The organism is Nonomuraea sp. NPDC049129 (genome assembly GCF_040648495.1).
Classification (GTDB): Bacteria; Actinomycetota; Actinomycetes; order Streptosporangiales; family Streptosporangiaceae; genus Nonomuraea.
In genome coordinates, this window is sequence record NZ_JBEZDU010000023.1 from 102016 (window position 1) to 117986 (window position 15971).

Below are 15971 nucleotides of genomic sequence, written 5' to 3' on the forward strand. Positions count from 1 at the left end.
ACCGGCGGCGGCCGGTCACCACCCCCCATCTGCGAGGAGCTCCGCATGTCCTTGAGCCGCCGTCAGCTCTTTCAGGCCGCAGGCGCGACCGCCGCACTCTCGGCCGCAAACCAGATAGCCGGCGCATCCCCCGCTCTGGCCGCACTCCCCTGGGCCAGATCCGACATCGGCGTCTCGGCCTACGAGTTCGACCTCGGCCAGGTCCGGCTGGCCCCCGGCCGCCTGCTGGACAACCAGAACCGCACCCTCAACTACCTGCGCTTCGTCGATGTCGACCGGCTCCTGTACGTCTTCAGGGCCAACCACCGGCTGTCCACCAACGGCGCGGCGGCCAACGGCGGCTGGGACGCGCCGAGCTTCCCGTTCCGATCCCACATGCAGGGTCATTTCCTGACGGCGTGGGCGCAGGCCTACGCCGTGCTCGGCGACACCACCTGCCGGGACAAGGCCACCTACATGGTGGCCGAACTGGCCAAATGCCAGGCGAACAACGGCGCCGCCGGGTTCACCAGCGGCTACCTGTCCGGCTTCCCCGAGTCCGACATCACCGCTGTGGAGAACCGCACCCTGACCAACGGCAACGTGCCCTACTACTGCATCCACAAGACCCTGGCGGGGCTGCTGGACGTGTGGCGGCTGATCGGCAACACCCAGGCCCGGACCGTGCTGCTGGCCCTGGCAGGGTGGGTGGACGCCCGCACGTCGCGACTCGGCTCAAGCCAGATGCAGGCCATGCTCGGCACCGAGTTCGGCGGCATGAACGCCGTGCTGACGGACCTGTACCAGATGACGGGCGACTCCCGCTGGCTGACCACGGCCCAGCGGTTCGACCACGCGGCCGTGTTCAACCCGCTGGCCGCGAACCAGGACCAGCTCAACGGGTTGCACGCCAACACCCAGGTGCCCAAGTGGGTCGGGGCGACCCGCGAGTACAAGGCGACGGGCACGACCCGCTACCGCGACATCGCCGCCAACGCCTGGTTCATCACCGTCGGAGCGCACACATACGCGAACGGTTCCAACAGCCAGGCCGAGCACTTCCGCGCCCCCAACGCGATAGCCGCCCACCTGACCAGGGACACCGGCGAGGCGTGCAACACCTACAACATGCTCAAGCTGACCCGGGAGCTGTGGCTGCTGTCGCCGACCCGGGCCGACTACTTCGACTACTACGAAAACGCCCTGCTCAACCACTTGATCGGGCAGCAGAACCCGGCTGAGGCACGCGGGCACGTCACCTACTTCACCCCGCTCAACCCGGGCGGACGCCGGGGCGTCGGCCCAGCCTGGGGCGGCGGCACCTGGAGCACGGACTACAACTCCTTCTGGTGCTGCCAGGGCACCGGCCTCGAGACCAACACCAAACTGATGGACTCGATCTACTTCCACAACGGCACCACCCTGTTCGTGAACCTGTTCACGTCCTCCACGCTCGACTGGAGCCAGCGCGGCATCACGGTCGGCCAGACCACCTCCTATCCGGTCGGCGACACCACGTCGCTGCAGGTCACCGGCAATGTGAGCGGATCGTGGACGATGCGCATCCGTATCCCGGCCTGGACCCAGGGCGCGACGATCAGCGTCAACGGGGTCCAGCAGAACATCACCACCACGCCGGGCACCTACGCCGACCTCACCCGCTCGTGGGCGTCGGGCGACACGGTGACCGTGCGGCTGCCCATGCGGGTGGTCATGAAGGCCGCCAACGACAACCCCGGCGTGCAAGCCGTCACCTACGGCCCTGTCGTGTTGTCGGGCGACTACGGCGACACGAGCCTGTCGTCGGCCCCGGCGCTGACCCCCTCCTCGATCACCCGTACCAGCACCACCTCTCTGGCCTTCACCGCCACGGCCGACGGCGCGTCGGTGCAGTTGGGGCCGTTCTACGACGCGCACGACCACAACTACGTCGTCTACTGGAGCACCGGCGGTCAGGGCGGTACCGGCACGGCCGGCTTCCGGCTGGTCAACGCGGCCAGCGGGCTGGCCCTCGGCATCCAGAACATGTCCACCGCCGACGGCGGCCTGGCCCTTCAGTGGACCGACAACGGCACCGCCGACCACGACTGGGTCCCGGTCGTCGAAGGCAGTGCCCTGCGCTTCCGCAACGGGCACAGCGGCAAGGTGCTCGGCGTCGAGAACATGTCGACCGCGGACAATGCCCGGGTGCTCCAGTGGGGTGACACCGGCACCGCCGACCACCGCTGGACGATCATCGACGTCGGCGACGGCTCCGTCAAGATCCGCAACGTCTACAGCTCCAAGCTGCTCGGCATCCAGAACGGCTCGACCGCGAACGGCGCCCAGGTGGTCCAGGACTCCGACAACGGCAGCCCGGACAACCAGTGGCGGTTCGTGCCGAACGGCGCGCGGCGTATCCAGAACGCAGGCACCGGGATGGTGCTCGACGTCACCGGCATGTCCACGGCCGACGGCGCGCTCGTCGTCCAGTGGGGCGACACCGGCACCACCGACCAGCTGTGGACGGCGATCGTCGACACCGGCGGCTACCTGCGGCTGCTCAACTCCAACAGCCAGAAGGTGCTGGGCGTGGAGAACCTGGGCACCGCCTCCGGGTCGCGCGTCGTGCAGTGGGCCGACAGCGGCACCGCCGACCACCGCTGGCGGCTGCGTTACGGGTCGGGCGCCGCCTTCCGCATCCAGTGCGCCAACGGCGGCCGGGTCCTCGGCCTCGGCGGGACGTCCCAGGGCGCGCAGATCGTGCTCGCCGACGACAACGGCTCGAACACCAACCTCTGGAGGTTCCTGTGAGGCGCGTGCTCGCGGTGCTCTCGTCTCTGCTTCTCGTGGGCGTGTTACTCACGCCCCAGGCGTCGGCCGCGACGGTCGACACCAGCACGGGGTACGGGCTGGTCAACCGCAACAGCAACAAGGCCCTGGAAGTCCAGAACGCCGCCACCGCCGACATCGTCCAATATGACGACTGGGGTGGCAACAACCAGCAATGGCAACTCGTCCCGGTCAGCAGCGACCCGAATCCGGGCGGCACCTACACCAATCCGGTCGTCTGGCAGGACTTCGCCGACGGAGACATCATCCGGGTCGGCGACGCCTACTACTACTCGGCCTCGACGATGCACTACTCGCCGGGCGCGCCGATCCTGCGCTCCTACAACCTGGTCGACTGGGAGTACGCCGGGCATTCGGTCCCGAGGCTCGACTTCAACTCGAGCGCCTACGACCTCAACGGCGGCCGGGCGTACGTGAAGGGCATCTGGGCCTCGACCCTGAACTACCGGCCCAGTAACAGCACCTACTACTGGATCGGCTGCGTCGAGTTCAACCGGACCTACGTCTACACCGCCTCAGCCGTCGACGGCACGTGGACCAAGCGCTCGCAGATCAACAACTGCTACTACGACGCCGGCCTGCTGATCGACGCCAACGACACCATGTACGTCGCCTACGGCAACGGCACCATCAACGTGGCCCAGCTCTCGCCCGACGGGCTCAGCCAGGTGCGCGCTCAGCAGGTGTTCCAGACCCCGAGCAACGTCGGCACCCTGGAAGGCTCCCGCTTCTACAAGCGGAACGGCTACTACTACATCTGGCTGACCCGCCCGGCCAACGGCCAGTACGTGCTCCGCTCCACCTCGCCGTGGGGCCCGTACGAAATGCGGCAGGTCCTGCTCAACATGCCCGGCCCCATCTCCGGCGGCGGCGTCCCCCACCAGGGCGGGCTCGTCCAGACCCAGAACGGCGCCTGGTACTACATGTCGTTCGTCGACGCCTACCCCGGCGGCCGGGTCCCGGCGCTCGCGCCGATCGCCTGGATGAATGACTGGCCGACCGTGCAGACCGTCAACGGCGGTTGGGGCGTCAACTACCCGATGCCGAACATCCAGACCAGCCGGACCGTGGCGCCCATGATCGGCCCTGACACCTTCACCTCAGGCAGCCTCGGCCACCGCTGGGAGTGGAACCACAACCCCGACACCAGCCGCTTCTCCACCGGCAACGGCCTGCGCCTGCAGACCGCGACCGTCACCGGCGACCTCTACAACGCCCGTAACACCCTGACCCACCGCATCCAGGGTCCGTCCTCGACGGCGACGATCGAGCTCGACTACTCGCAGATGGCCAACGGCGACCGCGCCGGGCTGGCCATGCTGCGCGACCAGTCGGCCTGGATCGGCGTCAAACGCGACAACGGCGTCAACCGGGTCGTGATGACCAACGGGCTGACCATGAACAGTTCGTGGCAGACCACCGGCACCGGTGCTGAGGCGGCAGGCGCGAACATCTCGGGTGGCCGGCTCTGGTTGCGGGTCAACGCGGACATCCGGCCCGGCTCTGGCAGGCAGGCCCGCTTCTCCTACAGCACCGACGGCAGCAACTTCGTGAGCCTCGGCCCGGCCTTCACGTTGAACAACGCCTGGCAGTTCTTCATGGGCTACCGCTTCGGGATCTTCAACTACGCCACCCAGTCCCTCGGCGGAGCGGTGACCGTGCGCCGCTTCGACCTCACCACCCCCTGAGGCAACGCGTCGACACAGGAAGGCACCAACCAGCGATGGCAACTCGTGCAAGTCGGATAAATCGGAGCACATCATGAGATTCAGATCCCTATCCGTTCTCGCGATGGTGGCCACCTTATTGGCGAGCCTGTTCGTCGCCCTTCAGGCTCAGTCCGCCAACGCGGCCACCGTCGACACCAATGCCTGGTACGTCCTGGTCAACCGCAACAGCGGCAAGGCACTCGACGTCTACAACCTGTCCACCGCCGACGGCGGCCGCATCACCCAATGGACCAGGAACAACCAGAACCAGCAGCAATGGCAGTTCGTCGACTCCGGCGGCGGCTACTACCGCATCAAGTCCCGCCACTCCGGCAAAGTCCTGGACGTCTACAACTTCTCCACCGCCAACGGCGGTGCCATCGTCCAGTGGACCGACGGCAACGGCTCCAACCAGCAATGGAGCCTCGCCGACTCCACCGGGGGTTACGTACGGCTGATCAACCGCAACAGCAACAAGGCCCTGGAGGTCCAGGGCGCCTCCACCGCCGACGGCGCGAACATCGTCCAGTACGACGACTGGGGCGGCGACAACCAGCAATGGCAACTCGTCCGGGTCGACGGCGGCGGCAACCCCGGTCCGTGCGATCTTCCGTCGACATACCGCTGGACATCGACGGGCCCGCTGGCGAACCCGAAGTCGGGATGGGTCTCGCTCAAGGACTTCACCGTCGCCCCCTACAACGGCAGGCATCTCGTCTACGCCACCACGCACGACACGGGGACGAAGTGGGGTTCGATGAACTTCAGCCCCTTCACCAACTGGTCCGACATGGCCTCGGCCGGCCAGAACACGATGTCCTCTTCCACGGTCGCACCCACACTCTTCTACTTCGCCCCGAAGAACATCTGGGTGCTCGCCTACCAGTGGGGCGGGACCGCCTTCTCCTACCGGACCTCCAGCGACCCCACCAATCCGAATGGCTGGTCATCCCAGCAGGTGCTCTTCTCCGGCAGCATCTCCGGCTCCGGAACAGGACCCATCGACCAGACACTCATCGGTGACAGCACCAACATGTACCTGTTCTTCGCCGGCGACAACGGCAAGATCTACCGGGCCGGCATGCCCATCGGGAACTTCCCGGGCAGCTTCGGTACCACATCGACAGTGGTCATGAGCGACACGACGAACAACCTGTTCGAAGCCGTTCAGGTCTACCAGCTCCAGGGCCAGAACCGATACCTCATGCTCGTCGAGGCGATCGGCGCGCAGGGCCGCTACTTCCGCTCGTTCACCGCCACCAGCCTGAACGGTTCATGGACACCGCAGGCCGCCACCGAGAGCAACCCCTTCGCCGGCAAGGCCAACAGCGGCGCCACCTGGACCAACGACATCAGCCACGGCGAGCTGGTCCGTGCCGGCGCCGATCAGACCTTTACCGTTGATCCCTGCAACCTGCAGTTGCTCTACCAGGGACGCAACCCCAACTCCGGCGGCGACTACGGCCTCCTGCCCTACCGGCCGGGTCTGCTGACGCTGCAGCGCTGATGGCGTGACACGAGTCCGGCTCGGAGCCGGCGCGGCAGGGTCGCCTGCTCGTGCCCTTCCGCGAGACGGCCCTCCGGCTCGGCACACTGTTTCGGGGCGGACCGGCGATCCGGGCCGCCCCTCCGTCAACGGCAGGCTTCGACCCGCGCATCCAGACCATCATCAGCTTCGAGGGCACGCCCAGCTCCTCGTAGACGAAGATCTTCATCGGCGCGCTGCTGCTCGTCTTCATCCTCCTGCAGAGCCCATGACCCGGTGGCCCAGAAGCTTTGATCTTGGCAAGCCGGCACTGCCGGCCTGCCCGCACTCCGTGACAAACTGCCGCCATGCCCACGGAGTCGTCTCCTCTCACCATCGCTCAGCTCGCCGAGCTGGCCGGAGTTTCCACCGCGACGGTCTCCAAGGTAGTGAACGGCCGTTCCGCGGTGTCGTCCGAAACCCGCGCCGCCGTGGAGGAGCTCATCCGCCGGCACGGCTACCGCCGCCAGCGCCGCCGCTCCACGCCGGCAGCCCTGGTGGATCTCGTCTTTCACGCTCTGGAGGGCGACTATCCCGTCGAGATCACCAAAGGCGTGGCGGAGGTCGCGCGAGAGCACGACCTCATGGTCGGGATATCGGACCTGCGCCGTGACCACACCGCCCGAGACGCCTGGCTGGAGGGCGTGCTGCGGCGCCGTCCGATCGGTGTGATCGCGGTGTTCTCCGGCCTGACCGAGACCCAGCACGAACAACTCGCCCGCCGCGAGATCCCGCTGGTCCTGCTGGACCCGGCCGACGATCCCGCGCGGCACATCCCATCGGTCGGCGCCGGCAACTGGACCGGCGGCCTCACGGCCACCCGCCACCTCCTGGAGCTCGGGCATCGCCGCATCGCCATCATCGCGGGGCCCGACTCCGCACTGTCCAGCCGGGCCCGTCTCGACGGCTACCGCACCGCCCTCGACATGGCCGGCGTGCCCGTCGACCCGGCGCTGATCGGCCGGGGGGACTTCTTCATCGAGGGCGGTATGGCCGAAGCGCACCACCTGCTGCGCCTGCCCGACCGGCCGACCGCGTTCTTTGCCACGAACGACGGCCAGGCCATCGGCGTCTACCACGCGGCCCATCAGCTCGGCCTGCGCATCCCGGATGATCTCAGCGTGATCGGCTTCGATGACATGCCATCGGCGCGGTGGGCCATTCCACCGCTGACCACCATCCAGCAGCCCCTCACCAAGATGGCCGCCGCGGCGACCTCGATGCTGCTGACGTTGGCCCATGGCGAGCAGCTGCCACAGAGCCGCGTCGAGCTGGCCACCGAACTCGTCGTACGGGAGAGCACCGCGCCTCCCGCACTCCCGTCCGCCTGAGCCGAAACGCGTCCTCGACCGTCGGCCGCCGCGCACAGCGAGCACGACAGACGGCCCCTGCCCTCTACGGCCGAACTCGCAGCAACACCCAGCCGTGCGCCTGCGCCGACGGCAGCTCGGGCGGCGCCGTCCCCGCCACGCTGCCCGGGCCGATCGCTTGCCCCCGCGACGCGTCCGGCTCCAGACAGCCGGACGCGAAGCTGAGGAGACGTCAGGAGATGGTGAGCGTGCCGTCCGCGTTACGGGCGCACGTGACGATCGTGCGGGGCGCCGCGGCGGAAGCGCCGGTCAGGCACTGGCCGAGGACCGTCTGGCCCGCGGCGTTGGGGTGCCACGACTCCTGGCAGGTCTGGAAGTAGGTGACGCAGGTGTTCGCCGCCCGCTGGATGCCGATCTTGTCCCAGCCGGACAGGCTGGTGATGAACGTGCCGGACGGCCCGTCCTGTACCCGGACCGGCGTCGCCAGCGCACCCGCCGGGCTGTCGGGGTTCTCGCAGAGCCTGGCCCCGTCGAAAGCCCTCTGGACGTCCAGTACGCGCAGGTCGGCCGCCGGGCGTTCGGCTGCCAGCGTGGCATACGCGTTCTCGACCAGGGAGCCGAGGTTCTCGGAGAACACGTGCCCGGGGGCGAGGCTCGCACGGTGGATCGGGCACCCGGCGGCGTAGCGCTCGGCGCCGAGCGCGCGGAACTTGTCGCGGGTGTCGGTGCGGCCGTCCTCGTCGTAGTATTCCGGAGCGATGTCGGGCGGCAGCGGGTTGGTGTAGGTCTGCAGAATCACCTGGTGGGTGCCGTCGGCGTCGATCTGGTCGAGGGTGTCGAGGATCTGGCGCAGGCCCGCGGTGGTCTCGGTGGTGGCGGCGGCGACCTCGGCGTCGGTGGCCAGGTCCGAGGCAGTGCAGGGTCTCTGCGGCACCTCGCCCTTCAGATAGGCCCAGAACTCCCACCAGCCTGTCCAGGCGTCGGCGATGAAGCGGTTGGCGCACAGCGTGGCCACGTCGCCGAAGGTGAAGTAGCTGTTGTTGGAGCCGAGGCCGACGAGGACGACGTCGATGTCGTGCGTCTGGGCGAGGGCGCGCAGCTGATCGAGTTGCGAGGCGACGGCGCGGCCCTCGGCCCGGGCGCTTGAGGGGGTGGCGATGTCGGCGGGCTGGGCTCCGGAGCACGCGAGGTTGAAACGTTGCTGAATGCCCGGGAGCGACGCCGTGAACACCGAGGCGTTCGCCGACCGGTGACAGAAGTAGGCGTTGCTGTTGGGCGCCGACCAGCCGGGGAAGGCCTGTGCCGTACCGGAGGCGTCGACGACGGGCTGGTAGTCCCCCGCGCCCTCCCCGCTGACGAAGCTGTCGCCGAGCGCGACGGCGGCAGTGGGCAGAGCCGCCTGCGCCGGTCCACTCTGCACGACCTGGATGCCCGCCGCGCTCACCAGGAGCATGACAGCTGCGGCGGCACGCTGGAGGAACCTCATAGCCACCTTATTTCCTACTAAATAAGTACGAAATACGCATGTGTGGATCACAACATGCCGCACCAGCGGCGTCAACAGGCCCGCCTCCGACAAGAGCATCCTCACCGCCGGTCCGGGCATGCTCTACGGCTAGCGCGTCATGCGCCGGCCGGTGACACCTATCGAGCCGACTCATAATCCGTGGACGGTTCGCAGGTCGTTGAGGTCGGCCACATCCCGGTGAGGCTGGTGTTGCGGTGTCGGTGGGAAGCTTCATGGTTGTCTGCGCATCAGAAGGCCGGGAAGGCCCAGCCCGAGGGATGGAACGGCTCGCGTTCGCCACGGAAGGCGAGGGAGGCGGCGGTGACCGCGCCGCCGCGCAGTTCCTCGACTCGGCCGACGGCCGCCAGGGACGACAGGGTGGTGCCGCCCAAGTAGGCCGCACCCAGTTCGGCGGAGGTCAGCCGCAGGTCGGCCCGGGCTCGGGTGCGTTCGCAGGTGACGGACTCGCCGTCGGCCCCCAGGTGGTAGCGTCCCGCGTTCCACGGGCAGAACGTGTCCTGGACCTCCAGAACCAGGTCCAGCGGGGTCGAGTAGCGGCGTCCCGCCAGCGCCCGGTCGACGTCCGCCAGGCGGACCCAGAGGTTGTCGATCACGGTGGCGCGGGTCGCACGCGGGTCGGTCAGCAGGTGCTTCAGCGGCTCGTCGATGGCGCCGTCGTAGCTGAGGTGGGTGTGAGCGTCGAGGTCGATGAGGAAGCGCCACAGGGCGGCGTACGACTGCCTGGTGGTGGCCGCGACCTCGATGACGTGCGCCAATCCCGGCTTGGAGCGGTAGAAGGCGTAGCCGCTGGCCTCGCCGCCGGGCTCCAGGTGGACGGCGTAGCGCAGTGCTGTCCCACCGTCGCGAACGCGCTCGCCGTCGGCCAGCCGGGCCTGCCAGAACTTCTCCGTGCGGTCGACCCAGCCGACTGCCGTACGGCGGGCGGTGTCGTAGATCTTCTCCAGCAGCGGCCGCGCCTTCTGACCGTCGAGCAGGCGGATCGTTCCGTCGCCGAAGTCGGTGCCGGGCCGCAGGGCCATGAACCTTTTGTCCGCCTGGATCTCGGCCACATGGCTGGCGACGCCGTACCCGAAGCGGCCGTAGATGGTGGCCTCGGCGGCGTTGAGCGCGGCGATCGGCTCGCCACCCGATTCATGCAGGTCGGTGAGCTGCTTGCGCATCATCGCGGTGAGGATGCCGCGCCGCCGGTGCGTGGGCAGGACCGCGACCAGCGTGACGCCGGCGACAGGTGTGGCCGCGCCGGGGATCGTCATGATGCGGCCGTAGATCGACGCGCCGCCGACGATCTCCTCCCCGTCGTAGGCGGCGATCGTGCGTTCGGGCTCGATGGAAGAGGCGGCGTTCCTGAGGCCGCCCTCGTACCAGTCCTGGCCGTAGGTCGTGGTGACCATGCGAGCCCACGAGTCGAGCTCATGGGCGCCGATGGTTCGCAGCGGGTAGGTGGCTGTCATGCTTCGAGCGTGGCCGGATAAACACACATGACGCATCGGGTGATCTGTGTATTTATATGCTGGCGCCGTGGTGGCAGAGCGCGTGGTCAGTCCGGTGTTCGTCGGCCGGGGCGAGGAGTTGTCGGCGCTGGCGGCGGCCTTCGACATGGCTGTGGAGCAAGGGCCGGCGGTGGCGCTGGTGGCCGGGGAGGCCGGGATCGGCAAGTCGCGGCTGCTCGCCGAGTTCGCGCGGTCCCTGGGTCCGGAGGTACGGGTGGTCGAGGGCGCCTGCGCGGAACTGGGCAGTGACGGCCTGCCGTACGCGCCGTTCGTGACGGTGCTGCGCAGGCTGATCCGGGTCGAAGGCGTCCTGCCAGGGCCCTACCGCCAGATCGCCCGCTGGTTCCCCGAGCTCGGCGAGGCGGGTGACGCGGAAGGCGGTAGACACCGGCTGTACGAGGAGGTCCTGACGCTGGTCGAGCGGGTGGCCGCGGATCGGCCGGTCGTCGTCTCGATCGAGGACCTGCACTGGGCGGACGCCGCTACCCGCGAGCTGCTCGGTTTCCTGACCAGGAACCTGGCGCAGGCCGGCGTGCTCCTGGTGATCACCTACCGGCCGCCGGGGAACGGCGACGGACTGCTCGGGCCGCTGCTGTCCGAGGTCTCCCGCCGCCCGCGCACCACCACGCTGCGGCTGGATCGCCTGGATCGGCAGGAGGTGGGCCGCCAACTGGCCGCGATCCTCGGCGCGGAGCCGGACGCGGCCACCGTACACCGCGTGCACGAACGCAGCGACGGCAATCCGCTGTTCGTCGAGGCGCTCGCCCGTGCCGGTGAGCGGACCCCGGACAGCCTGCGCGACCTGCTGCTGTACGGCCCGCGGTCGCTGCCGGGCCCGGCTCGCGAGCTGTTGCGCATCGCTTCGGTGGCGGGCGGCCGGATCGGCCACCGGCTGCTGGCGCGGGTGGCCGGGCAGGACGGAGCCGAGCTGGACGTCCTGCTGCGGGAACTGGTCGATCGCGGCCTGCTCGTCACGGCAGGCGACGGATACGACTTTCGCCATGCCCTGATCCGGCAGGCGGTGTATGAGGATCTGCTGCCCGGCGAGCGGGCGCGCCTGCACGCGCGCTACGCCGCGGCCCTGAGCGACTGGGGCGCCCACGCGGAACTGGCCGCGCACGCCTACGCCGCCGGGGATCGCGGGCTGGCCCTGTCCGCCGCTTACCTGGCCGCGGGCCAGGCACGCGGGTCCTACGCCTACGAGGAGCAGGTCCGCATGCTCGACCAGGTCCTCGAACTGTGGGACCCGGAGGCACGGCTGGGCGCCGACAGGATCGACGTCCTGACCGGCGCGGCCGAGGCGTGCATGCTCAGCGGCGACTACGCCCGCGGTATCGACTACGCCACCGCCGGGCTGGCCGCGGTGGATGAGCGGCGTGAGCCCGAGCGGGCCGCCCAGCTGCTGGAGCATCGGGGCAGGCTGCGGCACCGGCTGAACGCGACCGGCGTTCGCGACTGGCAACGAGCACTGAGCCTGCTCCCTGCCGACCCCCACAGTCTCCAGCGGGGGCGGCTGCTCGGGGTGCTGGCCATGGGCCTGCTGCCGGAGGTGGACAAGGCTCGCGAGCCGTTCGAGGAGGCGCTCGGCATCGGCCGGCGCACTGGCGATCCCATGGTCACCGTCCGCGGACTGCTGGGCGTCGGGTCCATGACGGGCGACCTCGGGATGCTGGCGCAGGCCCGTACGCTCGCCGAACGGCTCGACAGCCACGACCTGTTCATGACCGTCCCGATGTACGAGGCCACGTTGCACACCAAGGCCGGCGACCAGCGGCGCGCCATCGAGGCGGCCTGTGGCGGCATCCGCCACGCCCGCCGGTACGGACTGGGCCGCAGCCGTGGCGCGGAGCTCGCTCGCTACGCCGGGCGCGGCCTGATCCTCGCCGGGCGGTGGGACGAGGCGGCCGCCGTGCTGGCCGAGAGCCTGCGGGAGGATCCGCCACCGCTGTCGCGGCAGGCTGTGCGCGCCCTGGCCGGCTACCTGTCGCTGCTGCGCGGGGACCTGGCCGCGGCGGCCGACGCGGCGGCCGGCGTGGAGCACGCCGACAGCGGAACCCTGTTCCCCCGCCATCAGCTGCTCTGCCTGCTCGCCGTCGCCCAGGGCGACCTTGTGCGTGCCGATCTGCTCCTGAGCCGGGCGCTGGCCGATCCGGCGCTCTTCCGGATCTACAGCAGCGACGCCCGGCCGGTCCTGGTCGCCGGCGCCCTGGCGCAGCGCGTACGGCTCGCCCAGGGCACCGGTGAGGACCTACGGCAGCGGGTCGCGGCACGGCAGGCCGAACTCGCCGCGGCTGATGCGGCGCTCGGCGTGGACGGGCCGCTCGACCGGGCCTGGCAGATCATGCTGCACGCGCTGATCGAGGACGAGGGCTGGGACCCCGTGGCGGCTGCCTGGCGGGAACTGGGCCAGCCGTACGAGCTGGCGCTGAGCCTGTTCCACGGCGCGCGAGCCGCACTGGCCGCGGGTGACCGGCCCGGCGCAACGGCCCGCCTCAGGGAAGCCGCGCAACTGGCCGAAGACCTGGGCGCCGCGCCGCTTGCTCGGGAGATCGCCCTGCTCGGGCGGCCCCGACCAGCCCAGGACGGGCTCACCGAGCGCGAGCGTGACGTGCTCCGGTTGATCGCCGAGGGTCTGAGCAACCGGCAGATCGCCGCCCGGCTGCACATCTCACCGAGTACCGCCGGCGTGCACGTCTCCCATATCCTGACGAAACTGGGCGCGGCCAGCCGCACCGAGGCGGCGGTCATCGCCTTCCATGACGGACCGACGAGGCCCGCCACCACCTAGGTGAATGACGCCACTCCGGCGAGTTCGGTGCGGTTGGCGACACCGAGCTTGGCGTAGATATGGGAGAGGTGGGTCTTGACGGTGCTTCGGCTCATGAAGAGTCGTGCTCCGATCTGCGGGTTGTTGAGGCCGGTGGCGGCCAGCCGTGCCACGCTCAGCTCGGTCGGGGTGAGGCTGTCCCAACCGGCGGCCGGCCGGTCGCGGGTACCCCGGCTACGGCGGACGTAAGCGACCGCGTCGTCGAGGGACAGCTCGGCGCCCGCCGCCCATGCCGTCGCGAACTGTTCACCGAGCGTCTGCCTGAGCCGGGCGAGCAGTTCGTCGTACTCATGTCGTTCGGCCACGTGCCGTGGATATCCCAGGGCCGCGCGTGCCGTGGTGCTCGCGGCCAGCGTCCGCACCGCGTTCGGCGGGGCCAGCCAGGCGGCGATCGCGTCCAGGCTGTCCACCCAGAACGTGCGCAGTCCGTGGGCGACGCGAATGGTCAGCGCCTCGTGATGCAGGTCGGGGTCACCGGTGAGAAGGGCCTGTTGCTGCAGCACGTCCGCGAGAACGCGTGGCATGCCGAGTTCGCCGGCGATGGCCGCCGCTCGGTCGAGCTCGCCGCGGGCGTCTTCGTACCGGCCGGCGCGCCGTAGGGCCTCTGCGTAGCCGGCGTGCACCTGCGCCGCGAGGTAGGTCGGCGCGACGTGCTCGGCCTGGCGCACATCGTGCTCGAACCAGCGCAGCGCCCCATCGAGATCGCCGCCGGCCATCAGCACTTGTGCGAGTGCCGCCCCCATGCCGGGCACGAAGACGGCTGCTTCGGCGTTCTCCATGAGCAGGAGCAGGGGCCGCATCGCCTCCAGCGCCGCGCTCACGTCTCCGGACGCGGTGTGCGCCGCGGCCAGGGCACCGCGTGCCATACCGACGCGCAGGTAGTCGCCGAGCGGCTCGGCGAGTTCGAGCGACTGCTCGGCCAGGCGGCGGGCCTCGGCCGGCCGGCCGCTCGCGAGCGCTCCGCTCGACAGGTACGCCAGCGTGGTCGACGCTATCCCGCGGTGACGGTGGCGCAGGCCGTCGAGTGCCGCCTCCAGCAGCGGGCGGGCCTCGTCGTGCCGGTCCTGCAGCTGTCTGATCATGCCCTGCAGCGCCAGCTGAGAATGCTTGAACAACTGGTCGCCCGCGAGGTCGGCGGAGCGGATCGCCTCGACGGTCAGGTCCCAGGCGGCGGTGAAGTCGGTGTAGAACCGGCCGACCGCCGCCAGGGAAAGGCACTGGCCGCGCAGGCTCTCGTCACCGTGGGCGGTGGCCAGTTCGAGCGCCTGCCGTGCCACGTCGTATTCCATGTCCAGCGGGCTCGTGGTGTCCGCGACCAGCGCTAACCCGGTGAGCAGCCGCGCCTGCAGCAGCGATCGGTCCGTCGGCACGCGGTCGATGGCGCGGCGCAGGAACGCGATGCCCTCGTGCCCGTGCCGATGCAAATGCCACAACCACGACAGCTCGGCGGCGAGGCGGCGTCCCCTGTCGGGATCGGTGGCGGCCAGCCCCCATTCCAGGGCGGCGCGCAGGTTGTCGTACTCACCCTCGAGCCGGGCGCGCCAGGCGTCGAGATTGGCGGCCCGCTCGGGCCCGCCGGCACTGAAGGCCAGGAAGTGGCCGAGATGGCGGTCGCGGACGAGGTGGATCTCCCCGGCCTCACGCAGCCGATCGGCGGCGTAGTCGCGGATGGTCTCCAGCAGCAGGAAGCGGGACACGCCGCCGCGGGTCTCCGCGACCACCAGCGACTTGTCCACCAGCCGGCCGATGCCGGCGAGGACGTCGTCGCGAGCGACCACCCCGCCCGCGCAAACCGTCCGTACGGCGTCCAGGTCGAACCCGGAAGGAAACACCGCGAGGCGGCGGAACACCGCACGGTCCGGCTCGTCGAGCAGGTCGTGGCTCCAGGCGATGGACGCCGCCAAGGTCTGCTGGCGCGCGGCGACGCCACGCGGGCCGCGGACGAGCAGGCCGAACCGGTCGTCCAGGCCGCGCTCGATCTGTTGCGGGGTGAGTGAGCCCAACCATGCTGCCGCGAGCTCGATGGCGAGCGGGATGCCGTCGAGCCGGGAGCACAGCACCCGTGCGGCGGCCTCACCCTCCTGGTCCAGGCCGAACAGCTGCCGCACCTGACGGCCCCGCTCGACGAACAGCCGCAACGCCTCGTCCGGGGCCAGCGGTGGCACCCGCCAGACCACCTCGCCCGGCACGGCCAGCGGCTCGCGGCTGGTGATCAGCACCGACAGCTCCGGGCACGACGACAGCAGCGCGCCGGTCAGCTCGGCGGCGCCGTCGATGACGTGCTCGCAGTTGTCCAGGCAGAGCAGCGCGCGGCGGCCGCGCAACTGCGCCGTCATCGACCGTACGGGGCCTTGGAGGGGTTCGACGAGCACGCCGAGCCTCGTCGCGACCAGCTCGGCGAGCCGAGCCTGGTCGCTGACGGCCGCCAGCTCGACCCACCAGACACCGTCCGGCCGGCGCGCGACCTCGGCGGCGGCGACCTGCGCGGCGAGCCGGGTCTTGCCGACGCCGCCGGTGCCGGTCAGCGTCACCAGCCGCCCGGTGTCCAGCAGCGCGCGCACCGCGGCCAGCTCGGACTGCCTGCCTACGAAGGTGGCGAGCTGGACGGGCAGGTCAGGGGGCGTTGCGGACGTCATGGCAGCGCTCAGTCTGCCATCGAAGCATGGCAATCGGCCACCGGAGAGTTCTAGGCTCGGCCACCTGGCCGATGTTCTGCTCAGCCGCCGAAGGCAGGCTTGCCGCGAACAGCCGAACTCGACGACCAGGGAGCG

Annotated in this window: 8 protein-coding genes; 5 read left to right on the forward strand and 3 right to left on the reverse strand. The window is 70.0% G+C overall.

Going from position 1 to position 15971, the window contains the following annotated elements; translation table 11 throughout:
- The first annotated feature begins 45 nt into the window (after window positions 1–45).
- The 4 genes from AB0B64_RS46735 (at window position 46) to AB0B64_RS46750 (ending at window position 7376) form a co-directional block, all read left to right on the forward strand.
- On the forward strand, window positions 46–2772 hold the full coding sequence (locus AB0B64_RS46735) for a beta-L-arabinofuranosidase domain-containing protein (RefSeq protein ID WP_358189902.1): 2727 nt from the start codon (window positions 46–48) through the stop codon (window positions 2770–2772).
- A complete protein-coding gene (locus AB0B64_RS46740) occupies window positions 2769–4499 on the forward strand; it encodes a family 43 glycosylhydrolase (protein ID WP_357960822.1) in 1731 nt (576 codons plus the stop codon). The genes AB0B64_RS46735 and AB0B64_RS46740 overlap by 4 nt, the downstream gene beginning before the upstream one ends.
- 103 nt (window positions 4500–4602) lie before the next feature.
- The gene (locus AB0B64_RS46745; protein ID WP_358190486.1) at window positions 4603–6027 is read left to right on the forward strand and encodes a non-reducing end alpha-L-arabinofuranosidase family hydrolase; all 1425 of its coding nucleotides are present in this window, start codon (window positions 4603–4605) and stop codon (window positions 6025–6027) included.
- Between the two features lie 326 nt (window positions 6028–6353).
- On the forward strand, window positions 6354–7376 hold the full coding sequence (locus AB0B64_RS46750) for a LacI family DNA-binding transcriptional regulator (RefSeq protein ID WP_358189915.1): 1023 nt from the start codon (window positions 6354–6356) through the stop codon (window positions 7374–7376).
- A gap of 211 nt (window positions 7377–7587) precedes the next feature.
- Here the strand turns inward: AB0B64_RS46750 and AB0B64_RS46755 are convergent, their stop codons facing one another.
- On the reverse strand, window positions 7588–8841 hold the full coding sequence (locus AB0B64_RS46755) for a hypothetical protein (protein WP_358189923.1): 1254 nt from the start codon (window positions 8839–8841) through the stop codon (window positions 7588–7590).
- Between the two features lie 269 nt (window positions 8842–9110).
- Window positions 9111–10334, reverse strand: coding sequence for a GNAT family N-acetyltransferase (locus AB0B64_RS46760; RefSeq protein WP_357960813.1), 1224 nt, complete (start codon window positions 10332–10334; stop codon window positions 9111–9113).
- 67 nt (window positions 10335–10401) lie between these two features.
- Here AB0B64_RS46760 and AB0B64_RS46765 point away from each other — a divergent pair, with 67 nt between their 5' ends.
- Complete coding sequence (locus AB0B64_RS46765; protein ID WP_358189953.1) at window positions 10402–13161, forward strand: AAA family ATPase; 2760 nt, start codon at window positions 10402–10404, stop codon at window positions 13159–13161.
- On the opposite strand, the gene AB0B64_RS46770 is transcribed toward AB0B64_RS46765, so the two are convergent.
- Window positions 13158–15836: a LuxR C-terminal-related transcriptional regulator gene (locus AB0B64_RS46770; protein ID WP_358189965.1), complete on the reverse strand. Its 2679-nt coding sequence runs from the start codon at window positions 15834–15836 to the stop codon at window positions 13158–13160. The genes AB0B64_RS46765 and AB0B64_RS46770 overlap by 4 nt on opposite strands.
- Window positions 15837–15971: the final 135 nt, after the last annotated feature.